The organism is Nocardia yamanashiensis NBRC 100130 (assembly GCF_001613325.1).
Lineage (GTDB): Bacteria > Actinomycetota > Actinomycetes > Mycobacteriales > Mycobacteriaceae > Nocardia > Nocardia yamanashiensis.
Genome location: NZ_BDCD01000019.1, coordinates 131,826 through 154,848 on the forward strand (window position 1 = coordinate 131,826; position 23,023 = coordinate 154,848).

Genomic DNA, 23,023 nt, shown 5'->3' on the forward strand with positions numbered 1-23,023 from the left:
TCCGGCACGCCTTTTCGTGCCGTTCTCGCATTCACCCTCGATTCGGATGATCGCTGTTCAGGAGCATTCCCTTGTCTCGAAAGACCCCTGCCCGGAAAACCGCCGCGCGGAAAACCACTGCCCGGAAAACCTCGAACAATCGCAAATGGCTTGCGGGACTGGCGCTCGCCGCCGCGGCCGTACTGCTCGGCATTGCCGTATTCCAAATGAGCAGCGGCAGCGACAAAGCCGATGCGAAATCACAGAAGTCCGCCGCCGCGAGCGACCCGCGCTACGCGGAACTGGCGAAACTGGCCCGTCGTGATGCCGCCGACCCGCTGGCCCGGGGCCGCGCCGACGCGCCCGTGGTGATGGTGGAGTACTCCGATTTCCAGTGCCCGTTCTGCCGCACCTTCGGCCGCAAGATCGAACCGCAGCTCATCGCCGACTACGTGGATCAGGGCGTGCTGCGCATCGAATGGCGCAACTACCCGATCTTCGGCGCGGAGTCCGAGACCGCCGCGCACGCCTCCTGGGCGGCCGGGCAGCAGGGCAAGTTCTGGGAATTCCACGACACCCTGATGGCCAACGCGCCGGAGAAGAAGAACACCGGCGCGCTCACGCCCGATCGCATGGCGGAACTGGCCGGGCAGGCCGGAGTCGCCGATATCGCCAAGTTCCGGGCCGATATGGATTCGCCCGCCGCCGCCTCCGCCGTGCAGCGCGACGTGACCGAGGCGTACTCGCTCGGCGTCTCCTCCACCCCGGCTTTCCTGATCAATGGCCGCCCGGTGCTCGGCGCGCAGCCGATCGAGCAGTTCAAGGCCGTGATCGAGCTGGCGGCCCAGGCGGTGCGGGACGGTCAGGAATGAGCGGCACCGTCGGCTATTTCGCCGCCTTCCTCGGCGGCCTGCTGGCGCTGCTTAGCCCGTGCAGCGCGCTGCTGCTGCCGAGCTTCTTCGCCTACTCGTTCCAATCGCAGGGCAAGCTGCTAGCCCGCACCGGGGTCTTCTACCTCGGGCTGGCGACCACGCTGGTGCCGCTGGGTGTGGCGGGATCGTTTGCCGGACAGCTGCTTTCGGGGCACCGCGAGTTGCTGATCACCATCGGCGGCTGGACCATCATCGCCCTGGGCGTTCTCCAGATCTTCGGCCGCGGTTTCGCTTTCGGCTTCGCCCAGCGCGCCGCCGCCAAGCAGGGCCGTCCCGAACGCTCCGGCCCGGTCTACCTGCTCGGCCTGGTCTACGGTCTCGCCGGTTTCTGCGCCGGGCCGATCCTCGGGTCGATTCTGGCCGTGGCGGCGGTCGGCGGATCACCGGTCCAGGGCGGCATCCTGCTGGCCGTCTACGCCCTCGGCCTGGCCGCCCCGTTGTTCGTCATGGCATCGCTGTGGGATCGCTTCGGCCTGGGCCGGCGACAGTGGTTGCGCGGCCGCAGTTTCCACCTCGGCCGCCTCGAACTGCACACCACGTCCCTGCTGTCCGGGGTCTTCTTCATCGTGCTCGGCGCGGTGTTCCTGCTCTTCGACGGCGCGTCCGCGCTGCCCGGAATGGTGAACGCGGACACCGAATTCCGCCTGGAATCCGCGGTGCAGCGACTCGGCGCCACGGTCTCGGACACCACCGTGCTGCTGATCCTGGGCGCGGTCGCCCTCGCCGTACTGGCGTGGCGGCTGTTGCGCACCGGCGCCGGCGAGAGCGACGAGACCGCGGACCGGGAGCTCGAGAACGCCTGAGCCGCGGGCGCCGCCGTCAGTGATTCTCGTGGAACTCCGTGAGCAGCTCCATGATTCGCTCGGCGGCGGCCCGGCGGCCCAGATGCGCGGTCGCCTGCACGGCGGTCCGGACGCGTTCCGCGCCGAGCTTGGGCCGGTGCAGGTCCAGGTGCCGGCCCAGCCGCATGGACGGATAGTCCTGGCGGGCGAACACGCGCGGTGCGAGCGCCAGCAGTTCCAGTCCGTGATCGGTGTATTCGCCGATGGCGAGCATATAGCTGCCCACCGCGCAGGCGACCCCGCCGACCTGCGGCAGATCCCAGTACTGCGCCAGCCGCTGCACCGCCATGTCGACCAGTTCGATGACCAGCTTGTGCACTTCCCCGGCGCGATCCTGCACCACGTAGGCGTCCACCACGGCGGAGCCGAGCATCATCTCGCCGGGGCCGGGCGCGGGTCCGGCGTGCGGCCAGTTCAGCAGGGTCAGGACCCGCCGGTACCGGCGCAGCCCGGTCTCGATGTCCCCTTCGGCCAGTTCGATTTCCGCCAGTCCGGCGGTGACGACCGCGCGCCGGTGATTGGGTTCGAGACTGCCGCGCAGCAGCGAGGTCTCGATCCCGACCAGGCCCATGAGCGGTTCCAGTTCGCGCCGCCCCTCTTCGACCCGGCCGGTGGCGGCCAGGCCCACCGCCAGATAGCTGCGGATCTCGACGCTCTCCTCGTAGGCGTGCAGCCGGTGCATGAGTTCGGCCGCGCGCCGGTAGAAGTCGACCGATTCGGCGTAGTGCGCCGTCTGCCCGTGCATGCTGCCCAGGTGCTGGCACACCATGGCGGTGCCCCAGGTGTCTTCCGCCACACCGGCTTTCAGCGCGCGTTCGGCATCGCGGATGGAGCCGTGCACGTCGCCGGAGTTCTCGCGCAGGTTCGCGCGCAGCAGCAGTGCCGCGCCCTGGGTGCGGCGGTCGGGCGAGCGCGCGCCGTCGCAGAGCACGCGGGCCAGCCGCAGCGAGCCCTCGCCCGTATTGATGGTCGCGAGTTCGCCCAGGTACCGGAAGACCGGGGAGAGCGGGATGGGCGCCGCCAGCAGTTGCCGGATATGCGTGCGCACGGTGGCGATCCCGCGCAGGCCGGTGCCGAACATGTACATCATGTGCAGGCCCAGGACGAGCTGCCCGAACATCTGCAGATCGGCTTCGGCCTCGCTCTGCGGTCCGGAGCGGATGGGCATTGCGAGAATGCGCCACACCCAGCCCATGAGTTCCAGGTGCGCGCCGCGCATCACCCAGATGCCGGCCAGCAGCGGATAGACGATGTGCACGGTCTCGGCGTCGCCGCGATCGAGGGCGTGGCGCAGCACCGCGACCAGATTGTCGATCTCCGAGACCACGTCCAGCACGGCCGGAATCTGTTCGTCGGTCGGGTAGCGGATCGCGGCTCGGATGGCGAAATCGCGGCCCCACGCGGTCATCCGGTCCATCACCAGTTCGGCCTCGCCGGCGAAGGCGAGCTGTTCCTCACCGAATTCGCGCACCGTTTCCAGCATGCGATAGCGGGTGCGTTCGCCGCGCTCGGATTCCTCGCCGAGCACGGTCAGCAGCGATTGCCCGACCAGACCGTCGACGGCGGCCGCGATATCGAGCACCTGGTCGTCGGCGGACACCGCCTCGGCCGCGCCGAGCGTGAAGCCCGCCGGGAATCGGCACAGCCGGCGCAGCGCGATCCGCTGTTCGGCGTCGAGCAGATTCCAGCTCCATTCGATCACCGCGTGCAGGGTGCGATGCCGTTGCGGCGAACCGCGATCCCCGCTGCGCAGCAAGGCGAATCGGCGATCGAGCCGGGATTCGATCTCCTCCACGCTCATGGTGCGCACCCGCGCCGCCGCCAGTTCGATGGCCAGCGGCAGCCCGTCGAGGGTGTGACACAGCCGCGCCACCACTTCCGGATCCAAGCGCACCGAGGGCCGCACCGCGCGCGCCCGCACCGAGAACAGTTCGGTGGCGGGCGAGCCGTTGGGATCGATCTCCAAGGGCGGCAACGGATATACGGTCTCCGCCGAGATCTCCAGCGGCGCCCGGCTGGTGGTCAGTACGGTCAGCCGGTCGGTCACCCCGACGAGATCCGCCACCACCTCCGCCACGGCTTCGATCAAATGCTCGCAATTGTCGAGGATCAACAGCATCGGCCGCGAAGCCAGCGCCTCCCGCAATCGCACCCGCACATCGCGAGTTCGCATGGGCCGCAACACATTCGTGTCCCGGCTCACCTCCCCCACCCCGAGCGTCGCCGCGATCGCGCCCTCCACCTCGAGCCGCGTCTCGGCCACCCCGCCCGGATCCGGCCGCAGCGAAGCCAATTCGACCAGCACCACCGAGGTCTCCTCGGCGAACCGAGCACCCAGCTCGTTCACGACCCGCGTCTTCCCGGTCCCACCCGGCCCCAGCACCGTGGTCACCCGCGACCGGCGCAGCAGCCCCTCCAGCTCCGCCAGGTCGGCTTCCCGTCCCAGCAACGGGTTCGGCGCGACCCGCAACCCGATCTGCGCGGTGTGCGACAGCAGCGCACCGCGTCCGCCATCCGTATCACCTTGTGCCGCAAGATAATCAGCTTCCGGTCCGGCAGGTTGCTCCATCCTCGGCCGGTACGACGCTCCGGCCGGAGCGTGCGCGCCCCGGAGATCGCCCGTCGCCGAGCCCGTGCTCGCCGAGCCGCTGACCCCGGCGAACGATCCGGCGGCCCCGCCGACCGTGACGGAACCGCCGGCGGCAACTCCGGAATCCGCCCCGCCCGCGACATACCGACCGGAACCGAACCCTTCCGATTCGGACGGCGCGGGCACCGCACTTCCCGGCCGGTATCCGTCGGCGCCGGCCACCTCGTCGGCGGCGCGGCTGCCTCGAGCGGGTCCGCCGTGACCATGTCCGGCGCCGATTCCGTGTTCGCCTCGCCCGCCCGGCCGCGGGCTGCCGGGGAGTGGTTCGCCGCGCAGGATGGCGGTGTTCAGGGCGACCAGGGCCGGGCCCGGGTCTGCGCCGAGCTGGTCGACCAATCGGGTTCGGAGAGAAGCGAAGACGTCCAGGGCCTCGTTGGTGCGGCCGGCCGTGGCGAGCAGGCGCATGAGGGTGGCGTGGGCGGGTTCGTCCAGGGGTTCGGCGGTGACGGTGGCGCGGGCCAGGTCGATGGCGCCGTCGAGGTCGCCGAGTTGTTCGCGGGCGGCGAGTTCGACGGTGTCGAGGGCGCGGGACTGGGCGGCGGCGAGGCCGATGAGTTCGTCGGCGACCGATCCGGGCGGGAGGTCGGCGCCGGGGTCGCCGCGCCAGAGGTCACGGGCGGCGGCGATCAGTTCCAGGGCGGCCGCGGGGTCACCGGCGGTATGGGCTTGGCGGGCTTGCTTTTCCAGGTGCTGGGCGAGGGTCAGGTCCACCTGATCGGGCGCGAGCACCAGGCGATATCCGGCGGGGCCGATTTCGAGCACGCCCTCGGGGAGCGCCGAGCGTAGTCGCGAGACCTGGGTGTGCAGGGCGTTCATCGGCGCGCGGGGCGGCTCATCGCCCCAGACGCCGTCGATCAGCGCCTGGGCATTGCGGCTGCGGCCGGGATGGGTCGCGAGGGCGGCGACCAGCAGGCGGGCGCGGGTGCCGGGTACGGGTACGAGCGCGCCGTCACGGCGCAGCGCGACCTCGCCCAGCAGGGCCACCAGGACCGCGTGGTTCGCGGTAACCGGCCGGGTGTTCCCGGCCCCAGAACTGCCTGTTTGCGAATACATTCCTCGCCAATCCTAGGTGAGCGGCGATACGGTCGCCGGATTCGACCGATCCGCCGGTGCCGTCGCCTAGGCTCAGCCCATGGCCGAATTCGACATTCAGCGGGAAACGGTCATCAAGGCCGATCCCGTCCAGGTCCAAGCGCTCATCGACGACTTCCACCAGTGGCAGAAGTGGTCGCCGTGGGAGGGCATGGATCCCGATATGGAGCGTGTGTACAGCGGGGCCGATCGCGGCATAGGCGCCCGGTATTTCTGGAACGGCAACCGTAAGGCCGGCAAGGGTGACATGGAGATCACCTCGGCCACCGCGGAGGCCATCGGTATTCGCCTGCGTTTCGAGAAGCCCTGGAAAGCGACCAACAACGTCACCTTCGAATTCGCCCCGCAGGGCGACACCACCGCCGTGACCTGGCGGATGACCGGCAAGCACACCGGGCCGATGGCCCTGCTGAGCCGTTTCATCCCGATGGATCGCCTGGTGGGCAAGGACTTCGAGAAGGGCCTGGCACAGCTCAAGGCTGCCGCCGAGCGCTGATCCCGAAGTCACCTCGCGCGGGGCAGCGCCCGCCGCGCCCCGCGCACTAGGCTGCGGTGCATGGCTACAGCAGCACAGTGGATCGAGGGCGCGCGGCCGCGCACACTTCCGAACGCGGTCGCCCCGGTTCTGGTGGGGACGGGGGCGGCGGCCTCGATCGACGGCGTCAACTGGTGGAAAGCGGCGCTGTGCCTGCTGCTTTCGGTGGCGCTCATCATCGGCGTGAACTACGCCAACGACTATTCCGACGGTATTCGCGGCACCGACGACGAGCGGGTGGGCCCGCTGCGCCTGGTCGGTTCCAAGCTGGCCAGTCCGGCCGCGGTGCGCAATGCCGCCATCGGCTGCCTGGTGCTCGGCGCGATCGTCGGCCTGGTGCTGGTGGCGACCAGCGCCTGGTGGCTGCTGATCGTGGGCGCGGCCTGCCTGGCCGGCGCCTGGTTCTACACCGGCGGCCGGAATCCGTACGGCTACAGCGGTTTCGGCGAGATCGCGGTGTTCGTGTTCTTCGGCCTGGTCGCAGTGCTGGGCACCCAGTTCGTGCAGGCCGGGAAGATCGATTGGGCCGGCCTGGCGGGCGCGGTGGCCGTGGGTTCGTTCTCCAGCGCCGTGCTGGTCACCAACAACCTGCGCGATATCCCGACCGATGCGGTGACCGGCAAGACCACCCTCGCGGTCAAGCTCGGCGATACCCGCACCCGCACTTTGCATCTGGTGCTGATCGCGGTGCCGTTCCTGATGAGCCTGGTGCTGGTGGCCCGCACCCCGTGGGCGCTGGCCGGGCTGATCGCGCTGCCGCTGGCGTTCAAGGCCAACGAGCCGGTGCGCACCGGAAAGAACGGCCCGGGCCTGATCCCCGCGCTGGCGGGAACCGGCCTGGCCCTGCTGGTCTGGTCGATCGCGACGGCGGTCGCGCTCACCCTCGCCTGACGGCGAGTCGCACTCGCGAAGGGGGTGTGGGGGCGAAACCCCCACACCCCCTTTCCGTACCGGCCGTCCCGGGGACCGCGTCAGTCGTTGTCGGGGACCAGGATTCCGAGAATCCAGTTCACCAGCGCGATGATGATGCCGCCCAGCACTGCGGCCCAGAATCCCTCGACGTGCAGCTGGTAGCTGGTGGTCTCGGTGATCTTCGAGGTCAGCCACAGCACGAAGGCATTGATCACCAGCAGGAACAGGCCCAGCGTCACCACCACCAGGGGCAGTGACAGGAAGCTGATGATCGGTTTCACCACTGCATTGATCACGGCGAACACCACCGCGGCGATGGCGATCACGATCAGTTTGCTCTGCGTGGTGTTCTCGGGCGACACGATCTCGATACCACCAACCCAGGCGGCGGCCAGCCAGATGGCGACACCGTTGATGATCAGGCGAAGCAGGAGCGTCATGCTGCGATGGTAGGACGCGATCGAGCTCGGGGCCCGGCAGCACACGAAACCGACCGGTCACAATTGCGTCGGCGGAGGCCCTCAAGCCGCCTGGTCCAGATAGCGCCCGACGGCCTCCTGCATCGCCGCAACCCCGCTCGCCCCGCCCAGCAGCCGCCGCGTGGTGTCATTGGGCGCGCGCAGCACTCCGAGCAGCACGTGACCGGCCTCGATGCGATCGTCCCCGCGCGCGATGGCCTCACGCAGCGACAGTTCCAGGACCTTCTTGGCGTCCCTGGTGAACGGGATATGTCCCATGCTCATGCCCCGCGAGCGGAAGATCCCGCGCCGTTCCGGCTCCGCGGGCACGGCGCGTTCCAGCGCGTCCTCGCCGAAGGTGGCCTCGAGGCTCTCCCGCACCGCGTCCAGATCGATCCCGATGGAGCGCAACGCTTCCGCGTCCTCGGCCCCCAGCGGCTCCCCGGTTCGCTTGCGGCCCAGTTCGGCCCGCACCCCCTCGGCCGTGATGCCCTGTCCGGCGAGCACTTCGCGCAGCCCCTCGTCGGGCGCGACCAGCAAACCCAGCAGTACGTGCTCGACCTGAATGGACGAGGAGCGCAGTTCGCGGGCTTCCTCCTGCGCCACCACGATGGCGTACCTGGGCGCCTTGGCGAATCGTTCGAACATCAGCGGATACCGCCCTTCCGGTTGTACTTCTGGTGGACCGCCTGCCGGCTGACCTCGAGCGCGTCCGCGATGGCCTGCCACGACCAGCCCTGTTTGCGGGCATTGGCGACCTGGATGGTCTCGAGCCGTTCGAGCAATCGGCGCAGTGCGAGGACCGCGCGGAGCCCGACCTGGGGGTCGGGGCTGCCGGCGGCGGCCGCCAGAGTCGTTGCTTCACTCATGTACGTCAATTTACGTTGACACACTCGAGTCGTCAACGAAAATTGACACGCAGCGCGAAAAAGAGGGCCCGGAGGGAACATCCTCCGAGCCCTCGCAATGGGAACGACAGTCGTCGCGGAACCGCTCAGTACCAAGTGGTGAACGGGGCGTAGTCGCACACATGCCCGTCGACCCAGCCCCACACGGTCTCCGGATCGACCTCGACGCCGTCCTGCAGCCGGAGCAGCCAGCCGCTGGGCACCCGCTCCCAGATATCGCCGTCGCGATCGCGATACAGCCCGCAGGCCATCGGCTCCCACGCGTGCCCGGTCCGCAGCGATTCCGACCGAATGGTCTGGTCACCGCCGTACGTCATCACCCATGGCCCGACCGTGACGTTGACGTCCATGACCGATCGCGGATGCTGCCCCAACTCGACTCCTGATTTGTTGTTGTTTCAAACTATTGGAGCAGAACGGGATACCGCACACCCCCTCGTCAGGCGACCGTGCGTGTATCGCTGGACAACCGCGCGTGTACCAGACGGCTATACAAGTAAGGTCACCCTAAGTAATGAATGGAGTTCCAACGTTCGGCGAGTTCATTCGCCAACGGCGCACGACCGCTAGCCTCACCCGCCCCCAACTCGCGTGGCTCGCCAACCTCTCGGTCCCCTATCTGACCAAGATCGAAGGCGGCGCCACGCCCTCCCGGCGGGTCGTCGAATCACTCAGCACCGCACTGGAACTGCTGCCCGCCGAGTTCGAGTACGCCCTCATCCTGGCCGAAGGACCAAGTCCGCGAATCGAACCCGATCAGCCCTCCGCCATCGACCTCGAGTATCTCGAGCTGCTCAATCCCAAGATCGCGGCCTTCATCACCGGGGCCATGGACATCATCGCCATCAATGCCGCCCACGAGGAGGCGTTCCCGCAATTGCTGCCGGGCGTCAACTATCTGGAGTGGATGATGCTCAATCCCATCTCCAAAACCGTACTGGTCGATTGGATGGGCGAGGCCAAACAGGCGGTCAAGTCCTTCCGGATCATGCTGGCGCGCAACGGACCCAGCGAGCGCACCCAGCAGATCATCGACACCTGCCTGGAGAGCCCGGAATTCGGCATCCTGTGGCGCGGGGACGCCGTCGCCAACGAGCGGCCGGATCGCACGAAGCTGGTGCGCAATCCCAAGACCCTCGCCATCACCGAGCTCCGGATGAACATCTGGCGCACCCAATCCGGCTTGCAATCCTGGATGCTGGTGCTCGGTACGAGCGTGGACCAACCCATGGCGGTCACCCGTCCAGTCCTGCGTGAACGCCCCGCGGCGTCAAGGGCTATTAACAGATCCGAGGGCCCCGACACCCTCGTAATGCGCCCGCAACCGGGCCGGAAAGGGCGCGAACCCCTACCCACACAGCCACTTCAGCAAATAATTAGCAAACCGGAAGATGGGTGATCAACGGTTCTCAGCCGATCGCCGTGCCGTGCGAAAACTAGCCGGACCAATGACCGGTAGCGATGAATTCGGCAATGACCGCGGTGGGCTCGGTGAGGCTCAGCCCCTGACCGGCAACCCAGTCGTCGTTGAAATAGGTTCCGGCATAACGGTCTCCGCCATCACACAGCAGGGTGACCACAGAACCCTTGCGACCCTCCGAAATCATATCGGCTATCAGGGCAAATGCCCCCCAGAGGTTGGTTCCGGTCGAACCGCCCACCCGGCGCCCGAGGGCCTCGCTGGCGATCCGCGTCGCCGCGATCGACGCCGCGTCCGGCACCTCGAGCATGGTGTCCACCACCTGCCCCACGAACGAGGGCTCCACCCGCGGCCGCCCGATTCCCTCGATCCGCGAAGGCATTCCGGTCTGGTACCCGATGTCGTCGAGTTCGTAGCCGCCGTAGAAGGCCGAATTCTCCGGATCCACCACCGCGAGCCTGGTGGCGTGCCGCCGATAGCGCAGGTAGCGGCCGATGGTCGCGCTGGTGCCGCCGGTGCCGGCCCCCACCACGATCCACTCCGGCACCGGATGCGTCTCCAACTCCATTTGGGTGAAGATGGATTCGGCGATGTTGTTGTTCCCGCGCCAGTCCGTCGCCCGTTCGGCGTAGGTGAACTGGTCCATGTAGTGGCCGCCGGTCTCGGCCGCCAAACGCGCTGCCTCCGTATAGATATCGGGGGCCTTCTCGACCAGATGGCAACGCCCGCCCTGCGCCTCGATCAGCGCCAGCTTCTCCGGCGAGGTCTTGGCCGGCACCACCGCCACGAAGTCCAGGCCCAGCAGTTTCGCGAAGTAGGCCTCGGAGATCGCGGTGGAACCGGACGAAGCCTCCACCACCGTGGTGCCTTCGACCACCCAGCCGTTGCAGATGGCGTACAGGAACAGCGATCTCGCCAGACGATGCTTGAGACTGCCTGTGATGTGGGTGGATTCGTCCTTGAGATAGAGCTCGATGCCCCATTCCGCGGGCAGCGGGTAGCGCAGCAGATGGGTGTCGGCGCTGCGCTGGGTATCGGCGTCGATCAGCCGCACCGCATTGTCGGCCCAGGCCCGCGGGGTGGAGCGCACGCAGCGCTTCACGCGTCACCGCCCTGCAGCCGCTTCATCAGCTGCTCGCGGTCGCTGCGGCGCTTGGCGTCCACCGCGGCGATGTCCTTGTTCACCTGGGCGCGCAGCTTCTTGAACAGCACCAGCGACAGCGGCATGGCGATGAGCAGCGCGAACAGCAGCGCGACGATGAGCGGGATGGACACCTTCACCAGCGCGGCCACGCCCAGGATGATCGCGGCGATGACGACCACCAGGCCCAGCCGGGCCACCGTGTAGAGGGCCAGATTGCGAGCCAGGCGGCGGCCCGCGCTCGGGGTCGGGGATGCGTCAGACACGGCCCTCAGCCTAGGTGACCGCGATTCGGGCATTCCCCGCACCCTCCGCCCGAATGTCGCTGAATGTTCGCTGCGAGCCGGAAAACCGTGACCGTAAACACATAACGGATATCCGTTTTGTCTATTACTTCCCCTTTACCAAATCGAGACTGTTCGAACACTCGGGGGTGACAGTGCAACGATGTCGCTACTGATGAGGGATCTGTCGATACGGAAAGGTTTGCGAATGACTGCGTTCACCGCGGTACCCCGCGTATTGGGTTCCGTCACCGGCCAGGACACCCTGCTCACCCCGGGCCAAGTGGCAGCCCTGTTCCATGTGGATCCGAAGACCGTCACGCGCTGGGCGCATGCCGGACGCCTCGGATCCTTGCGTACCCCCGGCGGTCACCGCCGATTCCGCGAATCCGAAGTCATGCAACTGCTCAAGTCCCTCACCACCGAGGCGACCCGCGTGTAAACCCTATTTCGAGTTCCACAGTGTCAGAGGTACGTAACCGGACTACCCTCGTTCGCAGGAGGTGAGCGACGTGGCGTACCTGTTGGCACTCATCGCGGTAGTGGCCGTCGCGATGTTGTGCTGGAAAGCTTTCGGGCCCCAGCGATCCGCCGGCACCGGTCCAGCACCCACCCGGCGCACCCGAATAATCGGGCCCGAGGACGATCCGGATTTCCTGCGCCGGCTCTCCCGTGAGCATCGCGACGGCGAATCGACCTGATGAACCCATAGGGCTCGCGACCGAGCTCCCCTATTGGCAGTACCTGTGACCGTCCCCCGGCACGATCCGCCCTGCAACGGATCAGCCGGGGGACGTCTCGTTTTGGTGCAAACCGAACATTTGCTTTCCACTCCGGGGGCATACTCGATCTTGCTTTGCCAGGATTGAGCGCCCGCACAGCGGGAAGTCAGTCCAAGCAAGATCGCTGAATCTCTCGTTTTTCCAGGTTTTTCAACCAGCACGGAAGAAGGAGCGATGAAGATCAAACGATTCACAGCAGCCGCCGTGCTCGCCTTCTCGGCCACGGTGCTCACCGCCGGAGTAGTGGGCGCGGAACCCGTCGCGGTGGAGCCGGCGCCACCGGTCACCGAACCCGTCTACGACCCCGCAATCGACGATCCGGTCATGCACCAGTGCAATGCCATCATCGGCGCGCTGGTGGGCGGCGTCATCGGCGGCAGTCTGAGCGCGGTGCCCGGCGCGGCCATCGGCGCGGCGATCGGCGCGGCCATCGGCTGGTCGCTGCTCTACCCGCCCGGACCGCCGCTGGCCTGCTGGCGGCCTTCGGAACAGCCGTAACCCGATGAGGGGCTAGTTCAGGCCCGCGTAGCTGTGCAGACCGCTCACCACGATATTGATGATGAACAGGTTGAACAGCATGGCTACGAAACCTGCCACATTGATCCACGCGGCCTTGGTGTCTCGCCAGCCGGAAGTCGCGCGGGCGTGCAGGTACGCGGCGTAGAGGACCCAGGCGATGAAGGAGACCGTCTCCTTCGGGTCCCAGCCCCAGAAGCGGCCCCACGCGGCCTCGGCCCAGATGGCGCCCAGGATGACGCCCGCACCGAAGATCGGGAAACCGATGATGGTGGTGCGGTACGCCAGCCGGTCCAGGGTCTGGGCATCGGGCAGGCGGCGGGCCAGATTGCCGAGCAGAGAGGATGATTCGCCGCCCGCGGGCTGCCGCAGGCGGAACAGGAACAGCAGACTCGCCACACCCGACACCAGGAACACGCCACTGCCGATCGAGACCACGGTGACGTGCACCGGGAGCCAGTACGACTTGAGCGCCGGGACCACCGGGGCCGCGTCGGCGTGCAGGACGGTGCCCGCCAGGAACATCAGGATGAGCACCGGCAGCAGCAGGAACGCCCACATGCCGCGGTAGCGCTGATCGCGCAGCAGCACCAGGCCGAGGCCGACGGCGGCCGCGCAGGCCATGCTGACGAACTCGTACATATTGCCGAGCGGGAAGCGGTGGGTCGCGAAGCCGCGCAACACGATCGAGGCCGCGTGCAGCCCGAAGGCGACGAACAGCACCGCGAAAGCCATATTGCCCAGGCGTTCCGGGAACGGGCGCTGCGGGCGGCCGGTGCGCACCACCTTGCCGGGCACATCGGCGGGCGGCAGGGTGTCGTCACCGGTGCCGCCGCCGACCGTGACCAGCTTGCGGGCGGTCTCGGGAACCGTGCGGGTGACGGCGAACTGCCAGATGAGCATCAGGCAGACCAGCGCGTAGATCACGATGGCCGACTTGAAGGCGAGATCGCTGTAGGACGCGAGAGTCTCGTCGATCGGCATTACTTCTCTCCCGGGTTGTCGGTCAGCAGCCGCTCACGCAGGCGATCGAATTCGCCGCCCCAACCGGCTTGGTCGGTGCGGGCCAGTCCGCCCATTTCTACTACGGTACGTCGTTTTTCGGAAGGCTCTGCGGCGGGGTAGACGCGCAACCAGATGCGGCGGCGCTTGATCAGCAGCGAACCCAGCAGGCCGGCCATCATGGTCAAGGCGCTGACCAGCACCCACTGCTGCGCCGGATCGTGCGAGACCTGCAGGTTCACGAACTCTTTCGCGCCGTCGAAGGTGACCTTGGTGCCGTCGGCGAGGGTCGCGCCCTCACCGGGCTTCAGATTGACGCGCTGTTCCTTGGTCAGCCGGCCCTGCTTGATCATCTCCGGATCCAGCGAGAACAGCGACTGCGCCCGGCCGGTGTCCAGGCCGGTCTCGCCGCGGTAGATGTCCACGGCCACCATCGGATCCGTCATGGCCGGATAGCGCGAGGTCAGCAGCGAACCGTGCAGCAGCGCGGTCGGCGCGAACAGGCCCTGGATCGCGACCTGGTGCTTGCGGCGCTCGGCCTCGTTCGGATACATGCCGCCGGGCGGATCGATGCGCAGCACACCCGAGGACAGGAAGGTGGTGGCGTCGTCCGGCTTCCACTGGATGGTCTCGGTGCGGGTCTGGCCGTTCGGGAAGGTCACCGTGAAGGTGGGGGCGAAACCGTGGCCCTGCAGGTAGATTCGATCGCCCGCCAGCCGCAGCGGGTGGTTGACCTGCACGGAGGTGTCACGCCAGGTGCCGGTGCTGAGGTCGTCGCCGGCCTGGTACTGCAGGTCGGAGGTGAACATCTCGGCCTGGCCGTTGGGCAGGTAGTCGGCCTTGAAGTTCTTGACCCGGATACACATCGGCGTCAGGCCGGTGCCGTCGTTGACATTGCCGGCCCGGAAGGAGTCGAAGACCGCCGGGGAGGTGGTGCAGAAACCGGGGCCGTCGTCGGCGATGACCACCACATTGCCCTCGTACCCGAACAGCTTGCCGATGGCGATGGCCGCCAGCAGCCCGACCAGCGCCAGGTGGAAGACCAGGTTGCCGAGTTCGCGCGAGTAGCCCTTCTCGGCCGAAAGGGTCACTTCCCCTTCGCGATTGCCCGGCTGCACCACCACGCGCCAGCCGCGCAGGCCCTTGCGGACGCGCTCGACGACCTCGTCGGGGGTGGCGGTGTCGCCGCCCTCGAAGTGATGCGGCAGGCGAGACAGATTGCGCGGGGCCTTGACCGGCGGCGTGCGCAGCGCCCGGTAGTGATCGAGCACGCGCGGCAGGATGCAGCCCACCAGCGAAACGAACAGCAGCACATAGACGGCCGTGAACCAGAAACTGGAGAACACGTCGAACAGTTCGAGCCGGTCCATCCACGGGCCCAGGGTCGGGCGGTCCGCGATGTACTGATCGACCTTCTGCGCGTTCAGGCTCCGCTGCGGCAGCAGTGCGCCGGGGATGGCGGCCAGCGCCAGCAGGAACAGCAGCATGAGCGCGGTGCGCATGCTGGTGAGCCCGCGCCAGGTATTGCGCAGCAGGGCGATCACCCGGCCCAGCGGCGATTGGCGCGGCGGGCGAACGGGATTCGGGGCGGCGGGGGTTTCGGCGGTCACGGTCATCAGATCGGCAGGGTCACATTCGAGACGAAGGCGTCACGGACCCAGGACACGAACTGGTCCCAGGCCCCGGTCACCAGGGCGAAGCCGACGGCCACCAGCAGGATGCCGCCGATCACCTGAATGGTGCGGGAATTGCGGCGCAGCCAGCCGACCCCGCGCAATGCGGTGGCCGAGCCGAACGCCAGGATCACGAAGGGCAGGCCCAGGCCCAGGCAGTAGGCCACGATGAGGGCGACGCCGCGCGCGGCGGTGGTGCCCTCGGTGCCCGCGGACACGGCCATCACGCCGGACAGGGTGGGGCCGAGGCAGGGGGTCCAGCCGAGCGCGAAGACCGCGCCGAGCAGGGGTGCGCCGATCAGGCCGCTCAATCGCCGGGGCTCCATGCGGGTGTCGCGCTGCAGGGCCGGGATGAGGCCGATGAAGGCCAGGCCCATCACGATGGTCACCACGCCGCCGATGCGGGTCAGCAGTTCGCGATTCACATTGAGCGCGTTGATGGCGCCGAACACGGTGGCCGACGCGAGCACGAACACCACGGTGAATCCGGCCACGAACAGGCCCGCGGCACCGGCCACCCGCAGGCGGCCCCGGCGTTCGAGAGTGGCTGTGCGCCTGGCGGATTCGACGGTCACCGGCGGCGCCTCGGCCCCGACCACGCCCGCCAGATAGGACAGGTAGCCCGGCACCAGCGGCACCACGCACGGGGACGCGAACGACACCAGGCCGGCCAGCACGCACGCGCCGAGGGCGAGCAGCAGCGGTCCGGTGGCGGCGGTGTCCTGGAACGACTGTCCCACGCTCGCCAGCACTGTCACATCGGTCACGACTGTTCTCCGGTGAGCTTGTCCAGGATCGGCCGCAGATCCTCGGCGAGCAGCGAGCGCAGGTAGACCGCGGCGACGCGATGCTGCTTGTCCAGCACGATGGTGGTCGGGATGACGCTGGTCGGGAACTTGCCGCCGAGCGCGAGCAGGCTGCGCATGGACGGGTCGTAGATGGACGGGTAGCCGACCTTGTTGTCGGTCACGAAGTCCTGCGCCTTGTCCTGCTGGTTGTCCCGGACATTGATGCCGAGGAAGGCGACGCCCTTGTCCTTGTACGCCTCGTAAACCTGTTCCAGCGCGGGCGCTTCCGCGCGGCACGGGCCGCACCACTGGCCCCACAGATTGACGACGACGACCTTGCCCGGGAAGTCGTCCACCGAGGTGGTCTTCCCGGCGGTCATCAGATCCGGGCCGGCGAGCTTGCCGATGGTGCCGCGTGATTCCGGCGGATCGTAATAGATGTCGGTCTTACCGCCCGGCGACACGAAATCGAAGGTGCCGCCCTGCGCCACCGCGTCCTTACCGGCGGTCGAGCAGCCCGCGAGCGCCGCCACGACGGCGACGCCCGCCAGCAGGGACGCGATGGCGCGTCTCATGCCCCGAACACCTTGGGATCGGAGGTCCCGGCGGGCTCCGAGTAGACGATGTCGATCAACGTATCGCCCTGGTAGACCAGCGAAGTCAGCGAGGCGAGCGAGCACTGCCGGTTGCGCGGATCGTGCCACAGCCGCTGCCCCTGCAGGAACCGGCGCAGGGTCCACACCGGCAGCTGATGCGAGACCAGCACGGCCTCGCGGCCCGCCGCCTCGACGCGCGCCTTGTTCACCGCGGCCAGCATGCGATGCGCGATCTGCAGGTACGGCTCACCCCAGGACGGCGTGAACGGATCCCGCAGCTTCCACCAATGCCGGGGCTGCCGCAGCGCGCCGTCCCCCACGGCCACCCGCAGCCCCTCGAAGATGTTCCCCGCCTCGATCAGGTTCTCGTCCGTCCGGATGATCACCCCGTGCTGCGCCGCAACGGGTTCCGCGGTCTCCTGCGCTCGCTGCAACGGCGAAGCCACCACCAGCGCGACATCGTGATCGGCCAGCGACCGCGCCACGGCCTGCGCCTGCGCCCGCCCCGTCACCGACAACTGGAACCCGGGCAACCGCCCGTACAGAATCCCCTTCGGATTGTGCACCTCACCGTGCCGCATCACATGCACGATGGTCTCCACGTCGTCCGCGACATCCCCCGGCAAGGTGAAACCACTTGCCGTCAAAACGGATTCACCCGCCTCCCGACCGGCCGCAGCGGCCTCCGCCGCCTCCCGATCGCTCCCGGCGGCCTCGACCGGCGACTCTTCCCCGGCCTCGTCGGCATCGGCATCCGCCGCAGCGGCATCGACCTCGGACTCCGCGGTGGCGGAGGTCGCGGCTTCGGCCGTCGGCTGGGCGGTTTCGGCGTCTGCCGCGGCGGCCGAATCCGTTGCGGGGGTGGCGGTTTCGGCCGGGGCGACGGCGATCTGCTCGCCGGTTTCGGCGAGTTCGGCTTCGGCCTGACGGATGGAGTCGAGGAGGCGGGCGGCTTCGGTGGCGGAGAGCGGGGCCTCGTGGGGGGCGGGGGCGGGGATTCCGGTGTCTGGCTGCTGGGTGGAGCTCACGCGGCGGATCCTTCGGGGGTGGCGGCCGCCGCGGCGCGCGCGGCGGCGGGGAGGGCGGCGGCGATGCGGTCGAAAGCGTTCTCGTCGAGCGCGGCCGAGACGAACCAGGCTTCGAACGCGCTCGGGGGCGCGTACACGCCGCCGTCGAGCAGGGCGTGGAAGAAAGCGGGGAAACGCCAGGTCTGACTCGCCTTGGCGGCGTGGTAGTCGGTGACCGGGTTCTCGGCGAAGAACACGCTCACCATATTGCCCGCGAATTGCACATGGTGCGGGACGCCTTCGGCGTCCAGCGCCGCGCCGAGCAGCTTGCCCAGACGCTCGGAATTGCGATTCAGCGCCGCGTAGACCTCGGCGTCGGCGGTGCGCAGGGTGGCGAGACCGGCGGCGACGGCGACCGGATTACCGGACAGCGTGCCGGCCTGATAGACCGGGCCGAGCGGGGCCAGGTGGTTCATGATGTCGGCGCGACCGCCGAACGCGGCGGCGGGCAGACCACCGGACATGACCTTGCCGAAGGTGTAGAGATCACCGGCGACGCCGTCGATGCCGTACCAACCCGAGGCGCTCACCCGGAAGCCGGTCATGACCTCGTCCATGATGAGCAGCGCGCCATTGGCGTGCGCGATATCGCGCAGGCCGGCATTGAATCCGGGCTGCGGCGCGACCGCGCCCATATTTCCCGCGGCGGCTTCGGTGATGACGCAGGCGATCTCACCGGGATTCGCGGCGAACGCGGCGGCCACGGCCTCGAGATCGTTGTACGGCAGCACGATGGTGTCCGCGGCCTGCGCACCGGTGACGCCCGGCGAGGTCGGCAGACCCAGCGTCGCCACGCCCGAGCCGGCGTCGGCGAGCAGCGCGTCCACGTGCCCGTGATAGCAACCGCTGAACTTGACGATCTTGGAGCGCCCGGTGAAGCCGCGCGCCAGCCGGACCGCGCTCATGGTGGCCTCGGTGCCGGAGTTCACCAGCCGCACCCGCTCGACGGGATCCACCCGCGCCGCGATGGCCTCGGCCAGTTCGATCTCGGCTTCGGTCGGCGCGCCGAAGGACAGGCCCTTGGTCGCCGCGGACCGCACGGCGTCGACGACCGCCGGATGCGCGTGGCCGAGAATCATCGGCCCCCACGAACAGACGAGGTCGACATAGTCGTTCCCGCCCGCGTCGGTCAGCGTGCACCCCTGTGCCGACGCGATGAATCGCGGTGTCCCGCCCACGGATTTGAACGCCCGCACGGGCGAGTTCACACCACCCGGGATCACCGCCGCGGCGCGTTCGAAGAGTTGGGCCGAGACCGGCACCGATGCCTGGCTCACACGCGGAGAAGAACTCACGGCACCCAGTCTCTCAGCCGCCCCCTCCCCCGTCGACGACAGGGTGTAGTCGAGTGTCCTGTCCCACAGCAACCCGCCATCCTCCCACCCCGATCGGCGCGCCGCATCTCCTACGGCCGCGAACGCCGGCTCCCCGCACCCCACGCACCTGCCTCACCACCACCTGCCTGCGGCGATGCACCGGAACGGCCCGTTCACCGAAGGTGGCGCGGGCGAACGCAACACGCCGGAAATTGGTCGACGCGAGATAGATCGCTGGAAGGTTGCCGATGCGTAATCTCGGCTCCAGAAGGGGTCTGCGGCGAGAGTGGGAGCGACGGTATGCGGGTCGTGCGGTTCGGAGTCGGAATGGTTGCGGCCGTTGCGGTCGCGGGCGTGATCGGTACCGGTCAGGCGTGTGCGGGCGCACCGATCGTGCAGCTCGATCAGGGCCGGATCGGCATGCATCTGTCGCACGACGAGACCGCCGCGTTCGCCGGCGGTCCGGCTCCCGCGGTGGTCAGCATGGTGGTGCCGCTGAGCCGCATGGGCGCGGGCCTGCATCAGGAGACGCAGATCTACAAGGACGACAACGGCGGCGTGCACGCGTCATTGCGGCAGGTGGTCATGGAGGCCGCCCAGCATCCGGACGGCACCGTGGTCATGTTCCTCAATGCTCCGGGCACCCGCGGGGGCCGAGTGCTGGATGTTTACCAGAGCTGGAACTGAATTCGGCGGATCAGGACAGCGGTAGCCCGATGCAGAATGCCGCCCAGCCCGTGGAGAACAGGCAGTTGAGCTGCGGCGGCAGGTAGTCGAGCCAGGATATCGGGACGAGATATGGGCTCCTCATGCGATCCATTCTCCGCCCACCCACCCCCGAGCGCCCGCCGAAACGATCACTTCGCGCACCTCGCCCGGGCGTGTCGCCCCATACGCGGTCAGCGGGCCAGGCGATAGACCCGGCTCAGCACATCGATGAAGATCACCCCGGCCACCGTCACCAGCAGCGCGGCACACGCCAGCCAGGGCCCCGAATAGCGGGTGGCGGTGAATCCCGGTGTCTCCCCGGCCGGCTTGAACCAGCCGGTGTGAATCCCGTTGCGCCAGCACCACACCGCCGCGAACCCCAGCAGCGGCACCAGCACGACCTCGGCCAGCACGGCGAGCCACCGCATCACCGCGCCTCCTTCTCCTCGTCACCGCCGGACCGGTCGGCTTCGGCACCGCCGTCGACGGGCACCCCGTCGCGCCGTTCCAGCGCCGCGGTCAGTTCCGCCCGCAGCGTCCGGTGATCCCGCGCCCACGCCTGCACCAGCGAACCGTCGCGCAGCTTCAGCCCGAAACCCTTGCGCCGCCGCGGCACTCCGGTGAGTTCCCCGAGCGCCCGCGCCGATTCCCAGTCCTCATCATCCCAGGACTGCTCGTCCGGCTCCGGCAACACTTCGGCGATGTCGCCCAGCGACACGACTTCGGTGCCTTCGCGCAGCGTGTCGGCGGTGAGTTCGACGCTGATGTGACGCCGCCCGGCGATCACCTGCAACCACACGAAGCCGCCCAGCAGCACCGCGCAGAAGACCAGGCCGAACCAGTGCACGTCGCCGCCGCGAATCAGCTCCAGTACCAGGATGATCCCGCACAGCGCCGGTCCGTACGCGATGGTGCGCCAGCGTGCGCCGGGTTCGGCGAACAGTACGGCCGCGGGGGCTCCAGCCTCACTCATAGGCCGCACATTACGGGCATACGGGTCAGCCGACGAGACCCGGAAGCAGAAGTACGGCGAGAGTGAGCAGTCCGAAGAGGAAAAGCAGACTGAACGCCATGACGTCGCGCCGCAGACTGTGTGGCTGCTGGATCACCACTCGCATCGTTGCCTCCACTCTCGAGCAGAACTCCGGAGACGAAGGCGCCTTACCTCAACGGCTGGCATCCGGTATCCGGTTCCGGAATTCTCTGTGACAACCCTCACCATACCGGTTAGTAAGCCTGTAACAAACTCCAGGGTCTTCAGTGTGCTACCGGCCGGAAGTACTGCTCGGATTCCTTTCGATAGCAAAGGAATACGGCTCCGCAGGCGGCCACCGACTGCACGATCCCGGCCCCGCCCGCGACCGCTCCGATCACGCCCGGCATACCGCTGCCCGGCGCGAAGAGGGTGCCGAGCGCGCCGAGGGTCAGGAACACCGCCAGCGCGGTGAGAATCGCACGCGCCCAATTCTTGCCGTGCCGCATGAGATACACCAGGGCGGCCGCCGCGCCGGTGAGGATCAGCCAGAAGAAGGCCATCACCACCAGCAGCACCACCGTCCACATCTGCACCTGCGCCTCGGTGATGGCGGGCTGCTGCTCGCGCAGCTGGTCGAGCATCTTGGCGGCCAGCTCGCGGCGCTGACCGAGTTGCGAGATCAAGGTGGCGGTCAGTTGCACGACGCCCAGCAGCAGTGCGGCCCACCAGAGTTGGGCGGCGGTGCGGACGTCCTCGGGTACGGGGCGCGGGCCCGGCAAAGGTCGCGGGCCCGCCGGGGGCACGATCGGATTCACGGCTGAGCGGTTCCCGCGATCACGAAAGCCAGTGCGCGGCTTCGGTTGCCCAGTAGGTGAGCACCATATCCGCACCGGCACGGCGGATTCCGAGCAGCGATTCCAGGATGGCGCCGCGGCGGTCGATCCAGCCGTTCTGCGCGGCGGCGGTGATCATCGCGTACTCGCCGGAGATCTGGTACGCCGCCACCGGCACCGTGGAGCGGTCGGCCACATCGCGCAGGATGTCCAGGTAGGACATGGCGGGCTTGACCATGACGATGTCCGCGCCCTCGGCCAGGTCCAGCTCCAGCTCGCGAATGGCCTCGCGGCGATTGGCCGGATCCTGCTGATAGGTGCGGCGATCGCCTTCCAGCGAAGAACCCACCGCCTCCCGGAACGGGCCGTAGAACGCCGACGCGTACTTGGCGGCATAGGCCAGGATGCCGGTGTCGGTGTAGCCGGCCGCGTCCAGCCCGGCCCGGATGGCGCCCACCTGGCCGTCCATCATGCCGCTGGTGCCGAGCAGATCGGCGCCGGTTTCGGCCTGCGCCAAGGCCATATCCACGTACCGCTGCAGGGTCGCGTCGTTGTCGACCGCGCCCTCCGGGCTCAGCACGCCGCAATGCCCGTGCGAGGTGAATTCGTCCAGGCAGGTGTCGGCCATGACCACGGTCGAATCACCGACCTCGTGCACCAGCGCGCGCAGGCCCCGGTTCAGGATGCCCTCCGGATCGCTGGCCTGACTGCCCAGCGGATCCTTGTCCTCCGGCTTGGGCACGCCGAACAGCATGAGCCCGCCGACGCCCGCCGCGACCGCCTCCACCGCCGCCTTGCGCAGCGAATCCATCGAATGCTGGTGCACGCCCGGCATGGACGAGATCTCGCGCGGTTCGGCGAGCCCGTCGGCGACGAACATGGGGAGGATCAATTGCCGTGGCTGGAGCGTGGTTTCGGCCACCAGCCGGCGTAGCGCGGGGGTACGGCGCAACCGCCGTGGGCGGTCCATTCCGGTCATGCACGCATGATATGCCCGTCGCCGAGGCCGGGTGCGCGCGGCGTCCGCCAGGCCCGGCGCGCCCGCGCGGGAATCGGCGCGAAGGGCATTCCGACGGCGGCCGGCAAGTTGATCATCCCGCCGTTGAGCAGCGGTTTCTGTCGGTGCCGACCTGTAGAATCGAAGATGTGTTCGAGAGTTCGGATGGTGTTCGAGGAGGTCGAGCATCGGCCGGGCTCGGGTCGCGACGGGAGGATTGGTCGTGCTCGCAAGTGTGAAGAGCTTGTCCGACAAGGCAGTTGGGGTGCCCAAGCAGGGGGAGGTCATCGATCATCCGTGGATGCCGCTGGCCAAGCAGCCATTGCCGGCCGGACGTCCACGGTCCTGGTACATCGCCCACAACCGCCGGTTGAAGGCGATGCGCCTGGCCATCGCCCTGCTGGATTCCGGCGCGTTCGCCGCGGACCAGGCCGGCAACGAGAAGATCCGCGACACCGCCGAGCGCATCGGCGTGCACTGGCCGTCGGACGCCACCTGCCGCATGGTCCGGCGGATGATGCAGGCTCAGCGCTGAGCGAGGTGGTCTCGGCCGGAATACGCACGGGCCCCGCATCTTTCGATGCGGGGCCCGTGATGTCTCCGGCGCGCTTTCGCG

At 68.4% G+C, this 23,023-nt stretch carries 27 protein-coding genes; 10 read left to right on the top strand and 17 right to left on the bottom strand.

The genetic code is table 11. From position 1 onward, the window contains the following. Positions 1-71: 71 nt before the first annotated feature. Together NY1_RS22200 and NY1_RS22205 are read left to right on the top strand one after the other, a co-directional pair. Entirely contained in the window at positions 72-851 is a 780-nt protein-coding gene (locus NY1_RS22200; RefSeq protein WP_218028411.1) for a DsbA family protein, read from the top strand. Further along, positions 848-1,714: a cytochrome c biogenesis CcdA family protein gene (locus tag NY1_RS22205; RefSeq protein ID WP_067716576.1), complete on the top strand. Its 867-nt coding sequence runs from the start codon at positions 848-850 to the stop codon at positions 1,712-1,714. The genes NY1_RS22200 and NY1_RS22205 overlap by 4 nt, the downstream gene beginning before the upstream one ends. Before the next feature lie 16 nt (positions 1,715-1,730). On the opposite strand, the gene NY1_RS22210 is transcribed toward NY1_RS22205, so the two are convergent. After that, positions 1,731-5,456 carry an AfsR/SARP family transcriptional regulator gene (locus NY1_RS22210; RefSeq protein ID WP_084535216.1) on the bottom strand — a complete coding sequence of 1,242 codons (3,726 nt, stop codon included), beginning with the start codon at positions 5,454-5,456 and terminating at the stop codon, positions 1,731-1,733. A 79-nt stretch (positions 5,457-5,535) separates the two neighbouring features. Between NY1_RS22210 and NY1_RS22215 the strand changes: the two genes are divergently transcribed. After that, complete coding sequence (locus tag NY1_RS22215) at positions 5,536-5,991, top strand: SRPBCC family protein (RefSeq protein WP_067716582.1); 456 nt, start codon at positions 5,536-5,538, stop codon at positions 5,989-5,991. A 60-nt stretch (positions 5,992-6,051) separates the two neighbouring features. Continuing rightward, positions 6,052-6,921: a 1,4-dihydroxy-2-naphthoate polyprenyltransferase gene (locus NY1_RS22220; protein ID WP_067716584.1), complete on the top strand. Its 870-nt coding sequence runs from the start codon at positions 6,052-6,054 to the stop codon at positions 6,919-6,921. A gap of 80 nt (positions 6,922-7,001) precedes the next feature. On the opposite strand, the gene NY1_RS22225 is transcribed toward NY1_RS22220, so the two are convergent. From NY1_RS22225 to NY1_RS22240, 4 genes are all read right to left on the bottom strand, one after another. After that, positions 7,002-7,382, bottom strand: coding sequence for a phage holin family protein (locus NY1_RS22225; protein ID WP_067716587.1), 381 nt, complete (start codon positions 7,380-7,382; stop codon positions 7,002-7,004). Positions 7,383-7,463: 81 nt separating this feature from the next. Further along, positions 7,464-8,048 carry a Clp protease N-terminal domain-containing protein gene (locus NY1_RS22230; protein ID WP_067716590.1) on the bottom strand — a complete coding sequence of 195 codons (585 nt, stop codon included), beginning with the start codon at positions 8,046-8,048 and terminating at the stop codon, positions 7,464-7,466. After that, positions 8,048-8,269 (bottom strand): helix-turn-helix domain-containing protein, encoded by a 222-nt coding sequence (locus tag NY1_RS22235; protein WP_067716592.1) that lies wholly within the window; start codon positions 8,267-8,269, stop codon positions 8,048-8,050. Before NY1_RS22235 ends, NY1_RS22230 begins: the two co-directional genes overlap by 1 nt. Positions 8,270-8,394: 125 nt before the next feature. Beyond that, positions 8,395-8,682 carry a hypothetical protein gene (locus NY1_RS22240; protein ID WP_157762426.1) on the bottom strand — a complete coding sequence of 96 codons (288 nt, stop codon included), beginning with the start codon at positions 8,680-8,682 and terminating at the stop codon, positions 8,395-8,397. Between the two features lie 140 nt (positions 8,683-8,822). On the opposite strand from NY1_RS22240, the gene NY1_RS22245 reads away from it, so the two are divergent. Beyond that, on the top strand, positions 8,823-9,707 hold the full coding sequence (locus tag NY1_RS22245; protein ID WP_067716598.1) for an MmyB family transcriptional regulator: 885 nt from the start codon (positions 8,823-8,825) through the stop codon (positions 9,705-9,707). 37 nt (positions 9,708-9,744) lie between these two features. Here NY1_RS22245 and cds1 read toward each other — a convergent pair whose 3' ends face one another. Together cds1 and NY1_RS22255 are read right to left on the bottom strand one after the other, a co-directional pair. Then, positions 9,745-10,830 carry an L-cysteine desulfhydrase Cds1 gene (gene cds1 / locus NY1_RS22250; RefSeq protein ID WP_067716600.1) on the bottom strand — a complete coding sequence of 362 codons (1,086 nt, stop codon included), beginning with the start codon at positions 10,828-10,830 and terminating at the stop codon, positions 9,745-9,747. Next, the gene (locus tag NY1_RS22255) at positions 10,827-11,168 is read right to left on the bottom strand and encodes a DUF4229 domain-containing protein (protein ID WP_084535217.1); all 342 of its coding nucleotides are present in this window, start codon (positions 11,166-11,168) and stop codon (positions 10,827-10,829) included. The genes cds1 and NY1_RS22255 overlap by 4 nt, the downstream gene beginning before the upstream one ends. A gap of 193 nt (positions 11,169-11,361) precedes the next feature. On the opposite strand from NY1_RS22255, the gene NY1_RS22260 reads away from it, so the two are divergent. The 3 genes from NY1_RS22260 (at position 11,362) to NY1_RS22270 (ending at position 12,433) form a co-directional block, all read left to right on the top strand. Then, entirely contained in the window at positions 11,362-11,595 is a 234-nt protein-coding gene (locus tag NY1_RS22260; RefSeq protein ID WP_067716605.1) for a BldC family transcriptional regulator, read from the top strand. A gap of 70 nt (positions 11,596-11,665) precedes the next feature. Then, the gene (locus NY1_RS22265; RefSeq protein ID WP_067716980.1) at positions 11,666-11,854 is read left to right on the top strand and encodes a hypothetical protein; all 189 of its coding nucleotides are present in this window, start codon (positions 11,666-11,668) and stop codon (positions 11,852-11,854) included. A gap of 255 nt (positions 11,855-12,109) precedes the next feature. Continuing rightward, positions 12,110-12,433 (top strand): hypothetical protein, encoded by a 324-nt coding sequence (locus tag NY1_RS22270; protein WP_067716608.1) that lies wholly within the window; start codon positions 12,110-12,112, stop codon positions 12,431-12,433. Between the two features lie 12 nt (positions 12,434-12,445). On the opposite strand, the gene ccsB is transcribed toward NY1_RS22270, so the two are convergent. The 6 genes from ccsB to hemL all read right to left on the bottom strand — a co-directional run bounded on the left by ccsB (position 12,446) and on the right by hemL (position 18,854). Then, entirely contained in the window at positions 12,446-13,435 is a 990-nt protein-coding gene (gene ccsB, locus NY1_RS22275) for a c-type cytochrome biogenesis protein CcsB (RefSeq protein ID WP_067716611.1), read from the bottom strand. After that, positions 13,435-15,069: a cytochrome c biogenesis protein ResB gene (gene resB / locus NY1_RS22280; protein ID WP_067716614.1), complete on the bottom strand. Its 1,635-nt coding sequence runs from the start codon at positions 15,067-15,069 to the stop codon at positions 13,435-13,437. The genes ccsB and resB overlap by 1 nt, the downstream gene beginning before the upstream one ends. Beyond that, a complete protein-coding gene (locus NY1_RS22285; protein WP_084535239.1) occupies positions 15,069-15,884 on the bottom strand; it encodes a cytochrome c biogenesis CcdA family protein in 816 nt (271 codons plus the stop codon). The genes resB and NY1_RS22285 overlap by 1 nt, the downstream gene beginning before the upstream one ends. A 5-nt stretch (positions 15,885-15,889) precedes the next feature. Further along, positions 15,890-16,489 (bottom strand): TlpA family protein disulfide reductase, encoded by a 600-nt coding sequence (locus NY1_RS22290; RefSeq protein ID WP_067716620.1) that lies wholly within the window; start codon positions 16,487-16,489, stop codon positions 15,890-15,892. After that, entirely contained in the window at positions 16,486-17,091 is a 606-nt protein-coding gene (locus NY1_RS22295) for a histidine phosphatase family protein (RefSeq protein ID WP_067716982.1), read from the bottom strand. Before NY1_RS22295 ends, NY1_RS22290 begins: the two co-directional genes overlap by 4 nt. A gap of 443 nt (positions 17,092-17,534) precedes the next feature. Further along, the gene (gene hemL / locus NY1_RS22300; protein ID WP_439956031.1) at positions 17,535-18,854 is read right to left on the bottom strand and encodes a glutamate-1-semialdehyde 2,1-aminomutase; all 1,320 of its coding nucleotides are present in this window, start codon (positions 18,852-18,854) and stop codon (positions 17,535-17,537) included. Positions 18,855-19,220: 366 nt separating this feature from the next. Here hemL and NY1_RS22305 point away from each other — a divergent pair, with 366 nt between their 5' ends. After that, positions 19,221-19,580 carry a hypothetical protein gene (locus NY1_RS22305; RefSeq protein WP_084535240.1) on the top strand — a complete coding sequence of 120 codons (360 nt, stop codon included), beginning with the start codon at positions 19,221-19,223 and terminating at the stop codon, positions 19,578-19,580. Positions 19,581-19,792: 212 nt separating this feature from the next. On the opposite strand, the gene NY1_RS22310 is transcribed toward NY1_RS22305, so the two are convergent. From NY1_RS22310 to hemB, 4 genes are all read right to left on the bottom strand, one after another. Further along, on the bottom strand, positions 19,793-20,029 hold the full coding sequence (locus NY1_RS22310) for a hypothetical protein (protein ID WP_067716629.1): 237 nt from the start codon (positions 20,027-20,029) through the stop codon (positions 19,793-19,795). Next, the gene (gene mce1N / locus NY1_RS22315; protein ID WP_067716631.1) at positions 20,029-20,574 is read right to left on the bottom strand and encodes a transport-regulating membrane protein Mce1N; all 546 of its coding nucleotides are present in this window, start codon (positions 20,572-20,574) and stop codon (positions 20,029-20,031) included. The genes NY1_RS22310 and mce1N overlap by 1 nt, the downstream gene beginning before the upstream one ends. A gap of 284 nt (positions 20,575-20,858) precedes the next feature. Beyond that, positions 20,859-21,392 (bottom strand): hypothetical protein, encoded by a 534-nt coding sequence (locus NY1_RS22320; protein ID WP_157762427.1) that lies wholly within the window; start codon positions 21,390-21,392, stop codon positions 20,859-20,861. A 19-nt stretch (positions 21,393-21,411) separates the two neighbouring features. Further along, entirely contained in the window at positions 21,412-22,389 is a 978-nt protein-coding gene (gene hemB / locus NY1_RS22325; RefSeq protein ID WP_067716634.1) for a porphobilinogen synthase, read from the bottom strand. 241 nt (positions 22,390-22,630) lie between these two features. Here hemB and NY1_RS22330 point away from each other — a divergent pair, with 241 nt between their 5' ends. Continuing rightward, positions 22,631-22,942 (top strand): hypothetical protein, encoded by a 312-nt coding sequence (locus tag NY1_RS22330; protein ID WP_067716637.1) that lies wholly within the window; start codon positions 22,631-22,633, stop codon positions 22,940-22,942. Positions 22,943-23,023 lie beyond the last annotated feature (81 nt).